Raw genomic sequence first — 15,843 nt, 5'->3', positions numbered from 1 at the left:
CCTGCCTCCTTATCCAGAAAGGCCGCCCATGCGCGTTCAGCCCCCGAAAATCCGCACTGCCGCTTTGTTCTTGGGCCTTGGCCTGCTCGCCGCCTGCGGTGGCAAACAGACCGAAGTCGTCGCGGTTCCGGCGGATGAGGTGGAGTGTATGGCCCGCGCGATGTATTTCGAATCCAACCGTTCCAGCCGCGACGGAATGGCGGCCGTGGGGACGGTGGTGCTGAACCGCGTCCACTCCGACGCCTTCCCTGACACGGTCTGCGGCGTGGTCGGTCAGCCCAATCAATTCGCCCCCGGCGTGATGACGAAACCGATGACCGACCGCGGCGCCCCGCTGGCCCGCGCCACGGCACTTGCCGTGCTTCAGGGGGAGCGGCATCCGAAAGTCACCCGCGCAAAATTCTTCCACGCGGCGTGGTACAATGCGAACTACAACAACATGCATTATGTTGTGACGGCGGGGGGCAATGCCTTTTACGAAAAGCGCCGCGCCCATCTTGTGACCGCGCCCAACCCGCTGCCGCCGCTCGAAGGGATCACCCCGCACTAAGGGTCACAAAACCCCGCGGGCGATCAGAATCAGCACGAGGTAACGCCCGCCCTTGGCAAGGGTGACGATCAGCAAGAACCGCCAAAGCGGTTCGCGCAACATGCCCGCGGCCAAGGTCAGCGGATCGCCGATGATCGGCACCCAACTGGCCAGCAGGCTCCAATAACCCCAACGGCGATACCAGCCAGAGGCGCGGGCCATCTGCTTGGCCGAAAAGGGAAACCAGCGGTGATCGGCGAAATGGCTAAGGTAGCGGCCCAGCCACCAGTTCAGCAGCGATCCCAGCACATTCCCCAGCGTCGCCACCAGCCACAACAGCGCCGTGGCATGAGCGCCCGACCACATCAGCCCCAAAAGCACCGCTTCGGATTGCGCGGGGATCAGGGTGGCCGCCAGCAGCGCCGCGAAGAACAGGCTCAGCAGGGCCAGCATGTCAGCGGCAAAAGTGGGCAAAGACGGCAGGGCATGGCGCGTCAGTAAAGACGCCGCGCCCACAGGGCAAGCCGCGCTTTGGGAAAGCGCGCAGGCTTATTTGGTCAGGATCAACTTGCCCGCCCGCGTGATGCGCAGCGTATAGGTCTGGCCGTCCAAGACAATATTCGCGGTCGAGCCATTGGGCACCAAGGCGCGGGCATCATGCACGGCCTCTTGGGCCGGTTGAGCGGTGGGCGATGGATCGGGCAGCTTTTGCATCAGGCTCATGCCATCTCTCCCATTTGGCGGGCGCGTTGCAGATCGATGAGATGCTCCAGCCCGAAACCCTCGCAGGCTGCGGCATCGTTGCTGCCAAGCGCGATGTCGCGCCAGCTATTGTTGGATGGGGTCTGTAGCCGGGCATGGGCCATTGGCTCGGGCGTGGTCACGGGTGTCCTCACGGGGCGGGCTCCTTTCCATTGACATCCGGGCTTCCGACGCGCGGTGGCTTGGACGGTTTCGGCGTAAAGTCGTTCATACCCCGGCGAAACGCCCGGGTTCCTTTAACGGCTACTTAATCCGATTATTTTAGTCAAGTATAGAAACCCCGGCCCTTCCGCGTTATTCCGCGTCGATCTTCTGAATGGCGCTGAAGCCTTCGAACTGCGGTGCGCCCTCGTGCAGCTTGCGGGTCTGCCCCGCCCGCGCATGGGCGGCGCGAAAGGCATCGCTGGTCGTCCAAGCCCGAAAATGCGCCTCGCTCTCCCAAACAGTGTGAGAGGCATAGAGGATCGCCCCCTCCGTCTCCGGCCCTTTGAGCATATGGAAGGAGACGAACCCCTCGCTCTCCTTCAGGTGGCTTTCGCGGTTCAACCAAAGCGCTTCGAAAGCGGCGGCATTCTCGGGCAAGACGGTGAAACGGTTCATGGCAAGATACATGGGCCTGTCCTTTAGTTCTCGATCAGGGCGTTGCAGGGGTCGTCGCGCTCGGCGGGCGGGATGAGGCGGGTCTCATCGAAAGGCACCGCGGTCTCGGCCTCTACAAAGCCGATGGCATGGGTCGTCACCTCGGGAGCGGCTTGGGCGATGAGGGCGGGAATGCCCCAGTCGGTGCGGGCGTGGCCATTGCCGGTGATCACCGCCACGGGCGGGCCGTGGGCTTCGAGCGCGGCGAGCGCGGCGCGGGCGAAGGTGGCGTCGCGGTAGCGCTGCACGGCGACCATCCCGCCCATCATCTCGCGCGGCATGGCTTCGCAATGGGCGGCGAATTGCAACTCTTCCCGCGCGGCCTGCTGATCCTCCGGCAAGGGCTGGTCAAGGCCGAAGCGCGCTGCCTCAGGCCCGAAGAGCGCGGCTGCGCCTTCTTGGTACACGCGCCGCACCGCCGCGCGCGGTGCGGCGGCACCGATAATGCGGGCGTCTCCCAAAGCGTCGAAAATGGGGGCATAGATATCGAATTGCTGCCACCCGCTCGCCGCCCAAGCCTGCGCAATCTGGCTGCGATCGGCGTCGGCCTTTGCCGACTCTTCGGCGGTGAGCATTTCGAACACCACAGCCGTAGGACGCAGCGCCTTTAGGGCAGCGGCCTGTTCGAGATGGGCATGGGGATTATCGTGCACCTCGCCCAAGATCACGATCTCGGCGGGGGTGTCAGCCTGCGCGGGCAATGCCAGCGAAAGCAGCAGCGCGGCGCAAAGGCGCTTCGCGCTCACGATTTGCGCTCATCCGTGTCGGTTTTGATTTCGGGGTCGTTGTAATCGTTGGGGTCAAAGTCTTCGGGGTCGAACGGGTCTTCGTCTTCGGCGATGCCGCTGACATGGGTGGTGCCGCTTTCCTCGTCAAAGACCAACCCGTAGTTCGCCTTGCCCTCGCTTTTGTAGCGCCGAAACTCGTGGATGCCGGCGTAGACGAAAACCAGCGTGATCGGCAGCAGAATCAGAAATGCGATAACTTGGGCGTCCATGAACGCGCTCCTTTGAATGCTTGTCGGGGGCCTGTCTCACCATAGGGGGCGCGGGTGGAGGACACTGCGCGCGCGGTGATCCGGCCAAAGATCTTAACGGTCGCTGCGCCAATTGCGCGGCCTGACCAGATGCGGCCCTATCTGAACCGCCTTGTGAGAGAAAGCATTAATCCGTGCAGTTTGTTCCGCAAGCTCTATTTCGCAGGCCCTTATTTCATTGCGTAAAACCAGCCCTTAGGCCCTCGCAGCCCCGCTCGATTGCCCCATGCGCAGCAGCGGCGGCATCGCACAAGCGCCTATAAAACAAGCACAAACGCGCGGGCTTAGGCAGCCGTTCCGCAAAAAGGGACGCGTTACAAAAGCTTCGTCAAACTTAAACATTCGTGACATTCACCGCTGCGATAGCTCGCCCCGCAAACCCCGGGGGACTTATGCTCGTCATTTCTGAACTGACCAAAACATTCGGCGCGAACACAGCGGTGGCCCGCGCCAACCTAGAGGTCGACAAGCCGCAGATGATCGGAATCATCGGCCGCTCCGGCGCGGGGAAATCCACACTCCTGCGGATGCTCAACCGGCTGACCGATGCCTCCTCGGGGCAGATCCTGTTTCAGGGGCGCGACGTGACCGCCCTGCGCGGCGCGGCCCGGCGTGGCTGGCAGGCGGAATGCGCGATGATCTTTCAGCAGTTCAACCTCGTCCCGCGGATGGATGTGGTATCGAACGTCCTGCACGGCACGCTCAACCGCCGCTCGACGCTGAGCAGCATCTTCAACCTCTACCCCGATGCCGACATCACCCGCGCCATCGAAATCCTCGACCGGCTGGGCATCGCACAGCATGCGCCCAAACGGGCCGAGGCGCTTTCCGGCGGGCAGCAACAGCGCGTCGCCATCGCCCGCGCCCTTATGCAAGACCCGCAGATCATTCTGGCGGATGAACCCATCGCCAGCCTCGACCCGATGAACGCGCAGGTGGTGATGCAATCGCTGCGCCGCATTCACGAGGAAGACGGCCGCATGGTCATCGCCAACCTTCACACGCTGGATACCGCGCGCCGCTACTGCGACCGCGTGGTGGGGATGCGCGACGGCAAGATCGTCTTTGACGGCACGCCCGAGCAGCTGACCACCGGCATGGCCCGCGAAATCTACGGTGCGGACAGCAGCTTTTCCGAAGCCGCCACCTCAACCGAGATCGAAACGCTGGACAAAGTGCCAGCCTGACACGACCCGCCCCAAAGGGCATTTTTTGCAAACGGAGACGACACAATGAAAAAGCTCATCGCCGCCGCCTTGGCAACCACGGCCCTCACCGGCACCGCCATGGCCCAAAGTGCCGAGATCGACGAATTCCGCATCGGCATCCTCGGCGGGGAAAACGCGCAGGACCGGATGAACTCCTACGAATGTCTGCGCGGCTACACCGAAGAGCGCCTTGGCGTTCCGGCCAAACTCTTTGCCCCGGCCGACTATAACGGCGTGATCCAAGGCCTGCTGGGCGGCACGCTCGACATGGCATGGCTGGGCGCTTCGGCCTATGCCGCCGTGCATCTGCAAGACCCCGAAGCGGTCGAGCCGGTGCTGGTCAAGATCAACCTCGACGGCTCCTACGGCTATCACTCCATCGGTTTCGCGCGCAAAGACGCGGGCATCGAGAGCCTCGAAGACATGCAGGGCAAGGTCTTTGGCTTTGGCGATCCGAACTCCACCTCGGGCTACCTGATCCCCTCCATCGAAATCCCCCAGACCACTGGTGCCACGATGGAATCCGGCGACTACTTCGGCGAAGTGAAATTCACCGGCGGCCATGAGCAGACCATCGTCGCGGTCAACAACGGTGACGTCGACGGCGGCGTGACATGGGCTGACGGTCAGGGCAACTGGGAAGACGGCTACAACTCGGGCGCGCTGCGCAAAGCTGTGGACGCGGGCCTCGTCGACATGAACGATTTGGTGGAAATCTGGCGCTCCAAGCCGATCCCCGAAGGCCCGGTCGTGCTGCGCAAGGCCCTGCCTGAAGAGGTCAAGGCGACGATGACCCAACTGGTGGATGAGCTGCACGAGAAAGACGCCGATTGCGCCTATGGCGTGGCCGCGGGCGAGAGCCTCGGTTTCGATCCGATCGCGCATGACGCCTATGTCTCGATCGTCGAAGCGCGCAAGGCGAAATCCAACTGATCCGACAGAACGACAGACATCTGGCAGGTCCCGGCAACAATTGTCGGGGCCTGTCGTCATAGGGGGACGACAGATGCACCAGACCACCACCGCACCGCAGATCACGGCGGATTACCTTGCCCAGACCCGACAGAAACGGGTGATGAACATGATCCTGCTGGTCGTCTTCGTGGCCCTGCTGATCGGCGGTTTCGGCACCGCCAATGCCCGCAACGCGGGCGGGTTCTGGAACGGGCTGCCCAATGTCTTTGACTTCCCCGCCGATGTGCTGGGCGAGGCTTGGGAGCGCGTCCATCTGCTGCCCGGCTATTTCATGAAATACCTCCCCTCTCTGATCGAGACGGTGAACATCGCCGGGGCCGCCACGCTGATCGGCGCGCTGCTGGCTTTCTTCGCTGCCCTTCTGGCCACCCGCGGCCTTGCCCCCGCGCCGTGGCTCGTAGCGCCGCTGCGCCGCCTGCTGGACGTGCTGCGCGCGGTGCCTGAGATCGTCGTCGCGCTGGTGCTGATCTTCCTTCTGGGCGGCGGCCCGGTGCCCGCGATGATCGCCATCGCGCTGCATACCGTGGGCGCGCTCGGCAAGCTTTTTTCCGAGGTGAATGAGAACGCCTCTCTCAAACCTGTCGACGGCCTTGCCTCTGTCGGGGCGGGCTGGCTGCAACGCATGGTGTTGGGCGTCGTGCCGCAGGTCGCGCCCAACTACCTCTCCTACGCGCTGCTGCGGTTCGAGATCAACATCCGCGCCTCGGCCATCCTCGGCTTCGTCGGCGCAGGCGGCATCGGCTATGACCTGCGCAACACGATGTCTTGGGGCCAAGGCAAATTCGACGAGGCGGCGGCAATCTTTCTGCTGCTCTTCGGCACCATCATCATCGTCGACCAAGTCTCAAGCCATTTCCGCGATCGGCTGACCCATGGCCGCGCCTATAAGGACAAGGGAGCCATCCTGTGACCGACCTTATCGCTTCCACCCTCCCCGCTCAGCAGGTCGCCAGCCGCAGCTTCCGGCGCAAACGCATGGCGAGCCTTGCCGCCCCGGTGCTGATCCTTGCCTATCTCACTTACGTCTTCTTTGCCTTCGACGTGGCCGGGCTGGGTGACCGCATCAACGTGTCGAACATGAAGACACTGGTGGCCGACAGCTATAGCTACAAAACCCATGTCGCCCGCGACAACCGCAACGGCGAGATGGAGATCGCCATCGAAGGCGAGCGCAAGGGCCGCTATGCGCCCGGCACCGCCCCCGATTGGGTCACCTTGGGCGAGACTTCTATCGTCGAGTTGGGCAACGGCCATACCGTCGAACTGGGGCCAGAGGTGCGCTATGACGTGCCGGGCTACGGGCTGATCACCGCCACGCCGGGGCGCAGCGGCGTCAACGCCACCCTGCCCGACGGCCCCCTGCCTGCGTGGATCAACGCATCGAAAAACCGTCTTGCCGTGACCACGGAGGCAGGCCGCCTGACGATCACCCGCAACCGCGCCGAGGTGTTCCGCTATTTCAACGGGTGGGAGCTGTTCTTCTTCACGCTCGACAGCCCCTACTACGGCATGTCCCCGCTTGAGCTGTTGCGCAGCGGTGAATATGGCGCGATCTGGCAGGACTTCTGGACCAACAAGATGTGGCGTCACGGCGATGTGGCTTGGGCGCTGGTCGAGACCGTTCTCATGGCCTTCCTCGGCACCTTTGGCGCGGCGATGATTGCCCTGCCGCTGGGGTTTCTTGCGGCCAAGAACTTCTCTCCGCTTGGCGCGCTGCGCTTTGCCGCGCGGCGGCTCTTCGACTTCCTGCGCGGGGTCGACGGGCTGATCTGGACCATCGTGCTGTCCCGCGCTTTTGGCCCCGGCCCGCTGACCGGATCGCTCGCAATCCTGCTGACAGACACCGGCACCTTCGGCAAAATCTTTTCCGAGGCGCTTGAGAATGTGGATGACAAACAGATCGAAGGCATCGCCTCCACCGGGGCCACCCCCGTGCAGCGCTACCGCTTTGGCGTGATCCCGCAGATCACCCCGGTTCTGCTGAGCCAAGTGCTTTACTATCTGGAGTCGAACACCCGCTCTGCCACCATCATCGGCGCGATCACCGGGGGCGGCATCGGTCTTTTGCTGACCCAAGCGATCATCACCCAGAAAGACTGGGAAGAGGTGAGCTATTACATCGTGCTGATCATTCTGATGGTCGTGGCGATGGACAGCTTCTCGGGCTGGCTGCGCCGCAAGCTGATCGCGGGCAATGGGGCGGGCCACTGATGGCGCGTCTCAAAGCGGATGCGCCCTTCCTTCACCCGGACTGCGAAGTGACTGACACGCAGTTCGGGCGCTATGTCGAGATCGGGCGCGCCACGCGCCTCGCCCATTCCGAGATCGGCGATTACTCCTACTGCGACCGCTGGTGCGACATCGCCAACACGCAAGTCGGCAAGTTCAGCAATATCGCCGCCAGCGTGCGCATCGGGGCCACGGATCACCCGATGGAAAAGGCCAGCCTGCACCACTTCCACTACCGCGCCGGGGACTACTTTGACGGGGCCGAGGATGACGCCGACTGGTTTGCCCTGCGCCGCAGCCGCCGCACGGTGATTGGCCATGACACATGGCTGGGCCACGGCGCGCAGGTCCGGCCCGAGGTAACCATCGGCCACGGCGCGGTGGTGGCAGGCGGGGCCATCGTCACCCGCGATGTCGCCCCCTATATGATCGTCGCCGGCATCCCCGCCAAACCGCTGCGCCGCCGCTTTTCCGAAAGCATCGCCGCGCGGATGGAGGAATTGGCGTGGTGGGATTGGCCCCATGACCGCTTGCACGCGTCATTGAAGGATTTCCAAACCCTGCCCGCCGAAGCGTTTCTTGAGAAATACGGCTAGTCGCCGGGGTTGAGCGTCAGCGTCACCCGGTCACCCGCGAACCAAGTCACCCCGTATTCCACCGGCACGCCTTCGGGGTCCACGTTGATCCCCGCCGAGCGCAGGATCGGCGCGCCTTCGGACAGCCGCAGATGCAGCGCCTGCGTGGCAGTGGCCAGCTTCGCCGTCAGCCGGGTCGAGGCGCGGGTGTAGTCCGCCACCCCGCCCTGCGCCAAGGCCGTGGTGACCGAGCGGCTGGCCTCAAGCGCCGCCAACAGGTCAGGAAACCGCGCGGCGGGAAAGATGCTGCGAAAGATCGCGATGGGCTGCTCATCGGCCAGCGACAGCCCCTCATAGACATGCACCAGCGCATCCCCAACCTGCCCCAACTGCTCGGCCTCATGGGCCGAAGCCGCCCGTGTCTCTAACGTCAAAACCTCCTTCGCCGGCACCCGCCCTGCCGCCGCCAGGTTCTTGTGAAAGCGCACCCGTTTGCCGATGGGATAATCCGTGGGCCGCTGCGCCACGAAGACCCCCGCCCCCCGGCGGCTATAGGTCAGCCCGCTCTCGTTCATGTCGCTGATCGCGCGGCGCACCGTGTGGCGATTGACCCCAAAGCGCGCCGCCAACTGCGCCTCGGTCGGGAGCCGGTCGCCGGGGGTGTATTTCCCCGCGGCGATGTCATGGGTCAGGGCGGCGGTGATGGTTTTCCAGATCGCAGTACGGGCCATGTCGCAGAAGTTTCACATATCCAAGCTTGCGCCAGCGGAAGGCCAGCGGCTAATACTTGTCTAGTTGTATAGTAAATTAGACAAATGCACAAGGTGTCTAGATGACGGTTGAAACCAAGGAAAAGTCCCGCGACAGGCAGGCGTGGATGGGCCTGCTCGCACGGGCCGAGGCCCGCGATCTCGCCCGGCTTTGGGAGGGCTTCGGCCCCCTGCCCGCCCATGAGGTGCTCCGCGCGCCTGAGATCGGCGGCGTCATGCTGCGGGGCCGAATGGGGGCTGTGGGCGACGCCTTCAACATGGGCGAGATGTCGGTCACGCGCTGTTCGGTCCGGCTGTCGGATGGGCCAGACGGCCACGCCTATGTGCAGGGCCGCAGCCGCGACAAGGCGCTGCAAGCGGCCCTTACCGACGCGCTGATGCAGGGCGATGCGGCGGATGAGGTCCGCGCCAAACTGCTCGACCCGCTGGCCGAGATCGAGGGCCAGCGCCGCGCCAGCCGGGCCGCCAAGGCCGCCGCCACCAAGGTCGACTTTTTCACCATGGTCAGAGGAGAAGACTGATGCAGACCCTATCGCTGACAGGTGGGTTTCGCGACGCGCCCAAAGACGCCGCTTTTGCCTTTCGCGCAGTGATGAACGCCATGGCCAAACCGGGGGAGATCAACAGCGTGACCGGGGCCGAACCGCCCGTGGGTCTCTCCACCGCCGCAGGGGTTGTCCTACTGACGCTCTGCGACCCCGAAACGCCGCTCTACCTCGCGCCCGGTTTCGACCGGCCCGAATTGCGCGACTGGATCACATTCCACACCGGCGCGCCCTTCGCCCCCGCAACTGCGGCGGAATTTGCCTTGGGCGCCTGGGACGACCTGCCGCGCGGCAACTTCCCCCTCGGGACCGCCGCCTACCCCGACCGCTCTGCCACGTTGATCGTCGAGGTGGATGAGCTACGCGCCGGGGGCGCGGCCCTCTCCGGCCCCGGCATCAAAGACAGCGCGGAATTGTCGCTGCCCGAGCGCGCCGCCTTCCAACAAAACGCGGCGCTCTTCCCGCGTGGGTTGGATTTCATTTTCACCTGCGGCGACCGTCTGGCGGCGCTGCCCCGAAGCACAAAGGTGTCCTGATGTATGTAGCGGTAAAAGGCGGCGAGCGGGCGATCGACAACGCCCACGCATGGCTCGCCGAAGAGCGGCGCGGTGACGCAAAGGTGCCCGAACTCACCGTCGCGCAGATTCGCGAGCAGATGACGCTGGCGGTGAACCGGGTGATGGCCGAAGGCTCGCTCTATGATCCTGACCTCGCTGCGCTGGCGATCAAACAGGCGCGGGGCGATCTGATCGAAGCGGTGTTTCTGATCCGCGCCTATCGCACCACCCTGCCGCGTTTCGGGGCCTCGCGCCCGATGGACACGGGCAGCATGGCCTGCGACCGCCGCGTCTCGGCCACCTTCAAGGATGCGCCGGGCGGGCAGGTCTTGGGGCCGACCTTCGACTACACGCACCGGCTGCTGGATTTCAAACTCGCCGCCGATGGTGAGGTGCCCCCGGCCCCCGAAGCGCCCGAGGGCGAGCCGCCCGCGGAGACGCCGCACATCATGGAATTCCTCGACCGCGAAGGGCTGATGCAGCGCGACACGGACAGCAAGACCCCGCCGCGCGACCTGACCCGCGAGCCGCTGGAACTCCCCGCCACCCGCGACCTGCGCCTGCAAGCGTTGACCCGCGGTGACGAGGGCTTCGTCCTCGGCATGGCCTATTCCACGCAACGCGGCTATGCGCGCAATCACGCTTTCGTCGCGGAGCTGCGCATCGGCAAAGTCGCGGTCGAAATGGACATTCCCGAACTCGGCTTCGCCATTGAGATCGGCGAGGTCGAGCTGACCGAATGTGAGACGGTGAACCAATTTGCAGGCTCCAAGACCGAGCCGCCGCAGTTCACCCGTGGCTATGGGCTGGTCTTTGGCATGTCCGAGCGCAAGGCGATCTCCATGGCGCTGGTGGACCGGGCATTGCGTTGGGAGGAGTTGGGTGAAGACAACCTCGGCGCGCCGGCGCAGGACGCGGAATTCGTGCTCTATCACGCTGACAACATTCAGGCGACGGGGTTCTTGGAGCATATCAAACTGCCCCATTACGTCGATTTCCAATCCGAACTCGAACTGATCCGCAAACTGCGCCGCGAGGCGACAGCCGCGGCGCAAGACGCACCACGGGAGGCCGCGGAATGAACCCTGCCATGACACAGAGTGACCAAGACAGGCATGAGGACCGGGGCATGAACGACTACAACTTTGCCTATCTGGACGAGCAGACAAAACGGATGATCCGACGCGCGATCCTTAAAGGGCTGGCGATCCCGGGCTATCAGGTGCCCTTTGCCAGCCGCGAGATGCCGATGCCTTACGGCTGGGGCACTGGCGGGGTGCAAGTCTCTGCCGCGGTGCTGACGCCCGAGGATACTTTTAAAGTGATCGACCAAGGCGCGGATGACACGACCAACGCCGTCTCGATCCGCCGCTTTTTCCAAAAGACCGCAGGCGTCGCGGTGACCGAAGCCACGGCCGAGGCCAGCGTCATCCAAACCCGCCACCGCATCCCCGAAGCCGCGCTGAGCGAGGATCAGGTGCTGGTCTATCAGGTGCCGATCCCCGAACCGCTGCGCTTTCTTGAGCCTTCGGAGGTCGAGACCCGCAAAATGCACGAGCTGGAGGAATACGGGCTGATGCATGTGAAACTTTACGAAGACATCGCCCAGCACGGCGCGATTGCCACGGCCTATGCCTATCCGGTCAAGGTCGAGGGGCGCTATGTGATGGACCCTTCGCCGATCCCGAAATTCGACAATCCGAAACTTGAAATGGCCGCGATCCAACTCTTTGGCGCGGGGCGCGAGCAGCGGATCTATGCGCTGCCGCCCTATACGCAAGTCGTGTCGCTGGATTTCGAGGACCACCCCTTTGAGGCGAGCAAGGCCGACCATCCCTGCGGCCTCTGCGGGGCCGAAGACAGCTATCTGGACGAGTTGATCGTCGATGACGCAGGCGGGCGTCTGTTCATGTGTTCCGACACCGATTATTGCGCGGCGCGTCAGACTGCCGGGCATCGCGGCGCGGATGCAGCACCTGTGGTGGAGGGCATGGCATGACCCCCTTGTTGCAAGTTGAAAACATCGCGAAATTCTATGGCGCGCGGATCGGCTGCACCGATGTTAGCTTTGATCTCTACCCCGGTGAGGTGATGGGCATCGTCGGCGAAAGCGGCTCGGGCAAGTCGACGCTGCTCAACACGCTAGCCGGGCATCTGACCCCGGATCGCGGGGCCGTGCGTTTCGACACCCGCGCCGATGGGCTGCGCGACACGGTAACGATGAGCGAGCCGGAGCGCCGGATGCTGTCGCGCACTGATTGGGCCTTTGTCCACCAGCACGCCCGCGACGGGCTGCGCATGAACGTCAGCGCAGGCGGCAATGTGGGCGAGCGGCTGATGGCCGTGGGCACGCGGCACTACGGTGACATCCGCGCCAGCGCCACCGATTGGCTGGGCCGGGTTGAGATCAACGAGGATCGGATCGACGACCGGCCTTCGGCCTTCTCTGGCGGGATGCAGCAGCGTTTGCAGATCGCCCGCAACCTTGTGACCGGACCGCGGCTGGTCTTCATGGATGAACCCACGGGCGGGCTGGACGTGAGCGTTCAGGCGCGGCTGCTCGACCTGCTGCGCGGGCTTGTGCGTGAGATGGGGCTGAGCGCCATCATCGTGACCCATGATCTGGCGGTGGTGCGGCTCTTGGCGGATCGGTTGATGGTGATGAAAGACGGCCATGTGGTGGAAACCGGCCTGACCGATCAGGTGCTCGACGACCCGCAGCACGGCTATACGCAGCTTTTGGTCTCTAGCGTGCTACAGGTGTGAACATGCAAAGAAAACCATTCAATTTTAGAATTATACCGAGCAAGGCTAAACCATGATACGCGTGGAAAATGTAAGCAAATCCTTCACCCTGCACAATCAGGGCGCTGCGGTGATCCCGGTGATGCGCGGCGGTGAGTTGACCGTGGCGCGGGGCGAATGCGTGGCGCTGACCGGCGCTTCGGGCGCCGGGAAATCGACGCTGATGCGGATGATCTATGGCAATTACCTGACCGCCTCGGGCCGGATCATGGTGGGCGATCTGGATGTCGCCCAAGCCGCCCCGCGCGAGATACTGGAGCTGCGCCGTCATGTGCTGGGCTATGTCAGCCAGTTCCTACGCGTCGTGCCACGGGTGGCAACGCTGGATGTCGTGGCCGAGCCGCTGCGCGCGGTGGGCAGCAGCGAGGGCGAGGCACGGGCGCGGGCCGGAGAATTGCTCGCACAACTCAACATCCCCGAACGGCTTTGGCAGCTCAGCCCCACGACCTTTTCCGGCGGGGAGCAGCAGCGGGTGAACATCGCGCGCGGCTTTGCGCATCCCTACCCCGTCTTGCTGCTGGACGAGCCGACGGCGAGCCTTGACGCCACCAACCGCGCCACGGTGCTGGCGCTGATCGAAGAGGCCAAGGCCCGCGGCACGGCGATCTTGGGAATCTTCCATGACGAAGCCGCCCGCGACCAAATCTGCAACCGCGAAGTGGACGTGACCCGCTTCACCCCCGGATTGGCGGCATGAGCGGGCGTTTCATCGCGGTGGTGGGGCCGTCGGGCGTGGGCAAGGACAGCGTTATGGAAGCGCTGGCGGAAGCGCAGCCCGACCTCTTCCTCGCCCGCCGCGCCATCACCCGGCCCAGCGAAGCGGGCGGCGAAGACTTCGACGGGATCGACGAGGACACGTTCCTGCGGCTGGAGGCGGAGGGCGCCTTTGCCCTCAGCTGGGCCGCGCATGGGCTGCGCTATGGCATCCCCATCGCGGTCGATATGGCGCTGGCCGAGGGGCGCGACGTGCTGGCCAACCTCTCGCGCGCGGTGCTGACCGAAGCGAAGCTTAGGTTTGACCGGTTCGAGGTGCTGTCGCTCACCGCCGCGCCCGAAGTGCTGGCCGCGCGGCTGCGGGGCCGTGGGCGCGAAACTGACGCAGAGATCACCGCCCGGCTGGCGCGGGCCGAACGCGCCCTGCCCGACCATATCGCTGCGATCGAGATCGACAACTCCGGCCCGCTTACGCAGACCGTGACACAGGCGCTGACGGCGTTTTATCCCGAAAGGGCCGCGCGGTGAACCTCATGGAACATACCGTCTTCGGCCTGCCCCACCAGCGTCAGGCTGTTCAGCACGAAGGGCCGTGGCAGATGCGGCGTGATATAGGGGGCGAGCGCTGCGGTGACCTGCGGCAGATCGCCCTTGGGCAGCTTGCCGGTCAGGGTGATGTGAAAGCGGAACGCCTCCATCACATAAGGGTAGCCCCATTGGCTGAGGTTGGCCTCTTGCACCGGGGTCAGATTGGCCTGACGCCTGCGGGCCAGATCGGCCTCGGTCGGCGGCGCGCGGAAAGTATCAAGGCCGCGCACCACCTCGGCGGCCATGGCGTTGAGCGCGGCGGTGTCCCCCGCGGGCGTCAGCGCCAGAAACCGGCCCAGCGGGGTGAGCGCCAGCCCATCCAGCGTGACGGGCGCAAGCCGCTTGCAAAGCGTCTTGAACTCGGTCAGCACCCCGTCAGCCGATGCGCCTTCGGCCAGCACGAACGGCGGTTTGATCGTCGCATGCAGCCCGTATTTGCGCGGCGTTTCGGTCAGGGCGGCCACGTCCAGCCCCGTGACCTCAGGATGCGCCACGGCACGCCCGCGCGCCAAATCCCACCCCAGCCAAGCGGCCCCAGCCTCGGCCAATGCGCCCTTGGGCGTGTAATAGATCGCGTAGCGGTCGAACTTCATTCATCTTCTCCCTGCATCCATAGATGCGCAACAAGCGTGACCTTCACATGACAAAAGAAACCATTCTCGCCAATGCTAAAATCATCCTGCCCGATGCGGTGATCCCCGGCAGCGTGGTGCTGCGCGACGGGGTGATCGCCGATATCGCCGAAGGCACCGCCCTGCCCAAGGGGGCGATCGATTGCGAGGGCCGCTACGTCGCCCCCGGGCTGGTGGAGCTGCATACCGACAACCTAGAGCGCCACATGAAGCCGCGGCCCAAGGTCGACTGGCCGCACCGTGCCGCAATCATTGCCCATGACCGCGAACTGGCGGGCACCGGGATCACCACGGTTTTCGACGCGATCCGGGTGGGATCGATCCTGTCGGACGAAGGGCGCAAACGCTACGGGAAATACGCCCGCGACATGGCCGATGAGATCCTGATGATGCGTGACAGCGGGGCGCTGGCGATCAGCCACCACATCCACCTGCGCGCCGAGATCTGTTCCGAAACGCTGGAGGAGGAACTGGCCGAGTTTGGCCCCGACGATAAGGTCGGCATCGTCAGCCTGATGGATCACACCCCCGGCCAGCGGCAATTCCGCGACGTGCAAAAGTTCGAGGATTACGTCTGCGGCAAGAACGGCCTGCCGCGGGAGGATTTCGGCGATTACGTCACCTTTCTGCATGGGTTGCAGGACCGGCTTGGGGCGAAACATGAAGCGGCAGCGGTGGCAGCGGCGGCGCGCTATGGTGCGGCGCTGGCAAGCCATGATGACACCACCGCCGAACAGGTCGCGACCAGCCATGCCCATGGCGTGCGGCTGGCCGAATTCCCCACCACCCGCGAAGCGGCAGAGGCGTGCCATGCCCAAGACATCGCCACGATCATGGGTGCGCCCAACCTCGTGCGCGGCGGCTCGCATTCGGGCAATGTCGCGGCCAAGGAACTGGCGGAACTGGACCTGCTCGACATCCTGTCGTCCGACTATGTGCCCGCAGCCCTTTTGCTGGGCGCGGTGCAACTGGGCAACCTATGGGGCGACATGGCACGTGGGCTCGCCACCGTGACCCGCACGCCCGCGCATCATGCAGGGCTGACCGACCGGGGCGAGATCGCTCTGGGCGCGCGGGCCGATCTGATCCTCTTTGACATCATGAAAGACGCGCCGATCCTGGCTTCGGTCTATGCCATGGGCAACCGCGTGGCCTGACCGCGCCCTGCCCCCTGCGCATCCGCCGGTCCCGGCGGGTGCGCCTCCCTTTGATCTGCGCAAAAACCCGCCCCTTATACGAATGTGGCTTTTTGCCCTCGTCTTGTCCCTCCATAAGGCTA

General features: G+C 64.5%; 22 protein-coding genes. 14 read left to right on the top strand and 8 right to left on the bottom strand.

The window, feature by feature from the left end; all coding sequences use genetic code 11:
- The first annotated feature begins 28 nt into the window (after positions 1-28).
- Positions 29-550, top strand: coding sequence for a cell wall hydrolase (locus tag ACGYK9_RS06790; protein ID WP_394413316.1), 522 nt, complete (start codon positions 29-31; stop codon positions 548-550).
- Between the two features lie 3 nt (positions 551-553).
- Here ACGYK9_RS06790 and ACGYK9_RS06785 read toward each other — a convergent pair whose 3' ends face one another.
- The 6 genes from ACGYK9_RS06785 to ACGYK9_RS06760 all read right to left on the bottom strand — a co-directional run bounded on the left by ACGYK9_RS06785 (position 554) and on the right by ACGYK9_RS06760 (position 2,927).
- Positions 554-982 (bottom strand): YqaA family protein, encoded by a 429-nt coding sequence (locus ACGYK9_RS06785; RefSeq protein WP_209217596.1) that lies wholly within the window; start codon positions 980-982, stop codon positions 554-556.
- Positions 983-1,078: 96 nt separating this feature from the next.
- Complete coding sequence (locus ACGYK9_RS06780; RefSeq protein WP_394413374.1) at positions 1,079-1,243, bottom strand: hemin uptake protein HemP; 165 nt, start codon at positions 1,241-1,243, stop codon at positions 1,079-1,081.
- Between the two features lie 5 nt (positions 1,244-1,248).
- On the bottom strand, positions 1,249-1,425 hold the full coding sequence (locus ACGYK9_RS06775; protein ID WP_394403127.1) for a hypothetical protein: 177 nt from the start codon (positions 1,423-1,425) through the stop codon (positions 1,249-1,251).
- Between the two features lie 160 nt (positions 1,426-1,585).
- Positions 1,586-1,903, bottom strand: coding sequence for an antibiotic biosynthesis monooxygenase family protein (locus ACGYK9_RS06770; protein WP_394403129.1), 318 nt, complete (start codon positions 1,901-1,903; stop codon positions 1,586-1,588).
- An 11-nt stretch (positions 1,904-1,914) separates the two neighbouring features.
- On the bottom strand, positions 1,915-2,676 hold the full coding sequence (locus ACGYK9_RS06765; protein WP_394410632.1) for a ChaN family lipoprotein: 762 nt from the start codon (positions 2,674-2,676) through the stop codon (positions 1,915-1,917).
- A complete protein-coding gene (locus tag ACGYK9_RS06760; protein WP_209217383.1) occupies positions 2,673-2,927 on the bottom strand; it encodes a hypothetical protein in 255 nt (84 codons plus the stop codon). The genes ACGYK9_RS06765 and ACGYK9_RS06760 overlap by 4 nt, the downstream gene beginning before the upstream one ends.
- Before the next feature lie 431 nt (positions 2,928-3,358).
- Here ACGYK9_RS06760 and phnC point away from each other — a divergent pair, with 431 nt between their 5' ends.
- The 5 genes from phnC to ACGYK9_RS06735 all read left to right on the top strand — a co-directional run bounded on the left by phnC (position 3,359) and on the right by ACGYK9_RS06735 (position 7,974).
- Entirely contained in the window at positions 3,359-4,153 is a 795-nt protein-coding gene (phnC, locus tag ACGYK9_RS06755) for a phosphonate ABC transporter ATP-binding protein (RefSeq protein WP_067261353.1), read from the top strand.
- Positions 4,154-4,198: 45 nt separating this feature from the next.
- Positions 4,199-5,107 carry a phosphonate ABC transporter substrate-binding protein gene (phnD, locus tag ACGYK9_RS06750; RefSeq protein ID WP_271689405.1) on the top strand — a complete coding sequence of 303 codons (909 nt, stop codon included), beginning with the start codon at positions 4,199-4,201 and terminating at the stop codon, positions 5,105-5,107.
- A gap of 73 nt (positions 5,108-5,180) precedes the next feature.
- Entirely contained in the window at positions 5,181-6,059 is an 879-nt protein-coding gene (phnE, locus tag ACGYK9_RS06745; RefSeq protein ID WP_394413310.1) for a phosphonate ABC transporter, permease protein PhnE, read from the top strand.
- A gap of 65 nt (positions 6,060-6,124) precedes the next feature.
- Positions 6,125-7,360, top strand: a complete 1,236-nt coding sequence (gene phnE / locus ACGYK9_RS06740; RefSeq protein WP_394413371.1) for a phosphonate ABC transporter, permease protein PhnE — start codon at positions 6,125-6,127, stop codon at positions 7,358-7,360.
- A complete protein-coding gene (locus ACGYK9_RS06735; protein WP_394413307.1) occupies positions 7,360-7,974 on the top strand; it encodes a chloramphenicol acetyltransferase in 615 nt (204 codons plus the stop codon). The genes phnE (ACGYK9_RS06740) and ACGYK9_RS06735 overlap by 1 nt, the downstream gene beginning before the upstream one ends.
- On the opposite strand, the gene phnF is transcribed toward ACGYK9_RS06735, so the two are convergent.
- On the bottom strand, positions 7,971-8,684 hold the full coding sequence (gene phnF, locus ACGYK9_RS06730; protein WP_394413304.1) for a phosphonate metabolism transcriptional regulator PhnF: 714 nt from the start codon (positions 8,682-8,684) through the stop codon (positions 7,971-7,973). The two genes, ACGYK9_RS06735 and phnF, sit on opposite strands and share 4 nt — an antisense overlap.
- A 101-nt stretch (positions 8,685-8,785) precedes the next feature.
- Between phnF and phnG the strand changes: the two genes are divergently transcribed.
- From phnG to phnN, 7 genes are read left to right on the top strand one after another with little or no spacing between them, the layout of a single operon-like run.
- Positions 8,786-9,244 carry a phosphonate C-P lyase system protein PhnG gene (phnG, locus tag ACGYK9_RS06725; RefSeq protein ID WP_394413301.1) on the top strand — a complete coding sequence of 153 codons (459 nt, stop codon included), beginning with the start codon at positions 8,786-8,788 and terminating at the stop codon, positions 9,242-9,244.
- Positions 9,244-9,804, top strand: coding sequence for a phosphonate C-P lyase system protein PhnH (gene phnH, locus ACGYK9_RS06720; RefSeq protein WP_394413298.1), 561 nt, complete (start codon positions 9,244-9,246; stop codon positions 9,802-9,804). The genes phnG and phnH overlap by 1 nt, the downstream gene beginning before the upstream one ends.
- Positions 9,804-10,907: a carbon-phosphorus lyase complex subunit PhnI gene (locus tag ACGYK9_RS06715; RefSeq protein ID WP_394413295.1), complete on the top strand. Its 1,104-nt coding sequence runs from the start codon at positions 9,804-9,806 to the stop codon at positions 10,905-10,907. Before phnH ends, ACGYK9_RS06715 begins: the two co-directional genes overlap by 1 nt.
- Positions 10,908-10,954: 47 nt before the next feature.
- On the top strand, positions 10,955-11,824 hold the full coding sequence (locus tag ACGYK9_RS06710) for an alpha-D-ribose 1-methylphosphonate 5-phosphate C-P-lyase PhnJ (protein ID WP_394413368.1): 870 nt from the start codon (positions 10,955-10,957) through the stop codon (positions 11,822-11,824).
- Positions 11,821-12,591: a phosphonate C-P lyase system protein PhnK gene (gene phnK, locus ACGYK9_RS06705; protein WP_394413292.1), complete on the top strand. Its 771-nt coding sequence runs from the start codon at positions 11,821-11,823 to the stop codon at positions 12,589-12,591. The genes ACGYK9_RS06710 and phnK overlap by 4 nt, the downstream gene beginning before the upstream one ends.
- 52 nt (positions 12,592-12,643) lie before the next feature.
- On the top strand, positions 12,644-13,327 hold the full coding sequence (phnL, locus tag ACGYK9_RS06700) for a phosphonate C-P lyase system protein PhnL (RefSeq protein WP_394413289.1): 684 nt from the start codon (positions 12,644-12,646) through the stop codon (positions 13,325-13,327).
- Positions 13,324-13,872, top strand: coding sequence for a phosphonate metabolism protein/1,5-bisphosphokinase (PRPP-forming) PhnN (gene phnN, locus ACGYK9_RS06695; RefSeq protein ID WP_394413287.1), 549 nt, complete (start codon positions 13,324-13,326; stop codon positions 13,870-13,872). Before phnL ends, phnN begins: the two co-directional genes overlap by 4 nt.
- Here phnN and ACGYK9_RS06690 read toward each other — a convergent pair.
- Positions 13,848-14,525, bottom strand: coding sequence for a DUF1045 domain-containing protein (locus ACGYK9_RS06690; protein WP_394413284.1), 678 nt, complete (start codon positions 14,523-14,525; stop codon positions 13,848-13,850). The two genes, phnN and ACGYK9_RS06690, sit on opposite strands and share 25 nt — an antisense overlap.
- A gap of 47 nt (positions 14,526-14,572) precedes the next feature.
- Between ACGYK9_RS06690 and ACGYK9_RS06685 the strand changes: the two genes are divergently transcribed.
- Positions 14,573-15,721: an alpha-D-ribose 1-methylphosphonate 5-triphosphate diphosphatase gene (locus ACGYK9_RS06685; RefSeq protein ID WP_394403136.1), complete on the top strand. Its 1,149-nt coding sequence runs from the start codon at positions 14,573-14,575 to the stop codon at positions 15,719-15,721.
- Positions 15,722-15,843 lie beyond the last annotated feature (122 nt).

The sequence above is a fragment of the Sulfitobacter sp. 1A15258 genome (assembly GCF_043557045.1).
Classification (GTDB): Bacteria; Pseudomonadota; Alphaproteobacteria; order Rhodobacterales; family Rhodobacteraceae; genus Sulfitobacter; species Sulfitobacter faviae.
The sequence above is the reverse complement of the archived record's forward strand: the minus strand, read 5'-3'. Positions and strand labels throughout refer to the sequence as shown.

Bases quoted from the DNA above. Each gene is read 5' to 3' on its own strand.
- ACGYK9_RS06790 (WP_394413316.1), top strand. From the start codon at position 29: ATGCGCGTTCAGCCCCCGAAAATCCGCACTGCCGCTTTGTTCTTGGGC.
- ACGYK9_RS06785 (WP_209217596.1), bottom strand. From the start codon at position 982: ATGCTGGCCCTGCTGAGCCTGTTCTTCGCGGCGCTGCTGGCGGCCACC.
- ACGYK9_RS06780 (WP_394413374.1), bottom strand. From the start codon at position 1,243: ATGCAAAAGCTGCCCGATCCATCGCCCACCGCTCAACCGGCCCAAGAG.
- ACGYK9_RS06770 (WP_394403129.1), bottom strand. From the start codon at position 1,903: ATGTATCTTGCCATGAACCGTTTCACCGTCTTGCCCGAGAATGCCGCC.
- ACGYK9_RS06760 (WP_209217383.1), bottom strand. From the start codon at position 2,927: ATGGACGCCCAAGTTATCGCATTTCTGATTCTGCTGCCGATCACGCTG.
- phnC (WP_067261353.1), top strand. From the start codon at position 3,359: ATGCTCGTCATTTCTGAACTGACCAAAACATTCGGCGCGAACACAGCG.
- phnD (WP_271689405.1), top strand. From the start codon at position 4,199: ATGAAAAAGCTCATCGCCGCCGCCTTGGCAACCACGGCCCTCACCGGC.
- phnE (WP_394413310.1), top strand. From the start codon at position 5,181: ATGCACCAGACCACCACCGCACCGCAGATCACGGCGGATTACCTTGCC.
- phnE (WP_394413371.1), top strand. From the start codon at position 6,125: ATGGCGAGCCTTGCCGCCCCGGTGCTGATCCTTGCCTATCTCACTTAC.
- ACGYK9_RS06735 (WP_394413307.1), top strand. From the start codon at position 7,360: ATGGCGCGTCTCAAAGCGGATGCGCCCTTCCTTCACCCGGACTGCGAA.
- phnF (WP_394413304.1), bottom strand. From the start codon at position 8,684: ATGGCCCGTACTGCGATCTGGAAAACCATCACCGCCGCCCTGACCCAT.
- phnG (WP_394413301.1), top strand. From the start codon at position 8,786: ATGACGGTTGAAACCAAGGAAAAGTCCCGCGACAGGCAGGCGTGGATG.
- phnH (WP_394413298.1), top strand. From the start codon at position 9,244: ATGCAGACCCTATCGCTGACAGGTGGGTTTCGCGACGCGCCCAAAGAC.
- ACGYK9_RS06715 (WP_394413295.1), top strand. From the start codon at position 9,804: ATGTATGTAGCGGTAAAAGGCGGCGAGCGGGCGATCGACAACGCCCAC.
- ACGYK9_RS06710 (WP_394413368.1), top strand. From the start codon at position 10,955: ATGAACGACTACAACTTTGCCTATCTGGACGAGCAGACAAAACGGATG.
- phnK (WP_394413292.1), top strand. From the start codon at position 11,821: ATGACCCCCTTGTTGCAAGTTGAAAACATCGCGAAATTCTATGGCGCG.
- phnL (WP_394413289.1), top strand. From the start codon at position 12,644: ATGATACGCGTGGAAAATGTAAGCAAATCCTTCACCCTGCACAATCAG.
- phnN (WP_394413287.1), top strand. From the start codon at position 13,324: ATGAGCGGGCGTTTCATCGCGGTGGTGGGGCCGTCGGGCGTGGGCAAG.
- ACGYK9_RS06690 (WP_394413284.1), bottom strand. From the start codon at position 14,525: ATGAAGTTCGACCGCTACGCGATCTATTACACGCCCAAGGGCGCATTG.
- ACGYK9_RS06685 (WP_394403136.1), top strand. From the start codon at position 14,573: ATGACAAAAGAAACCATTCTCGCCAATGCTAAAATCATCCTGCCCGAT.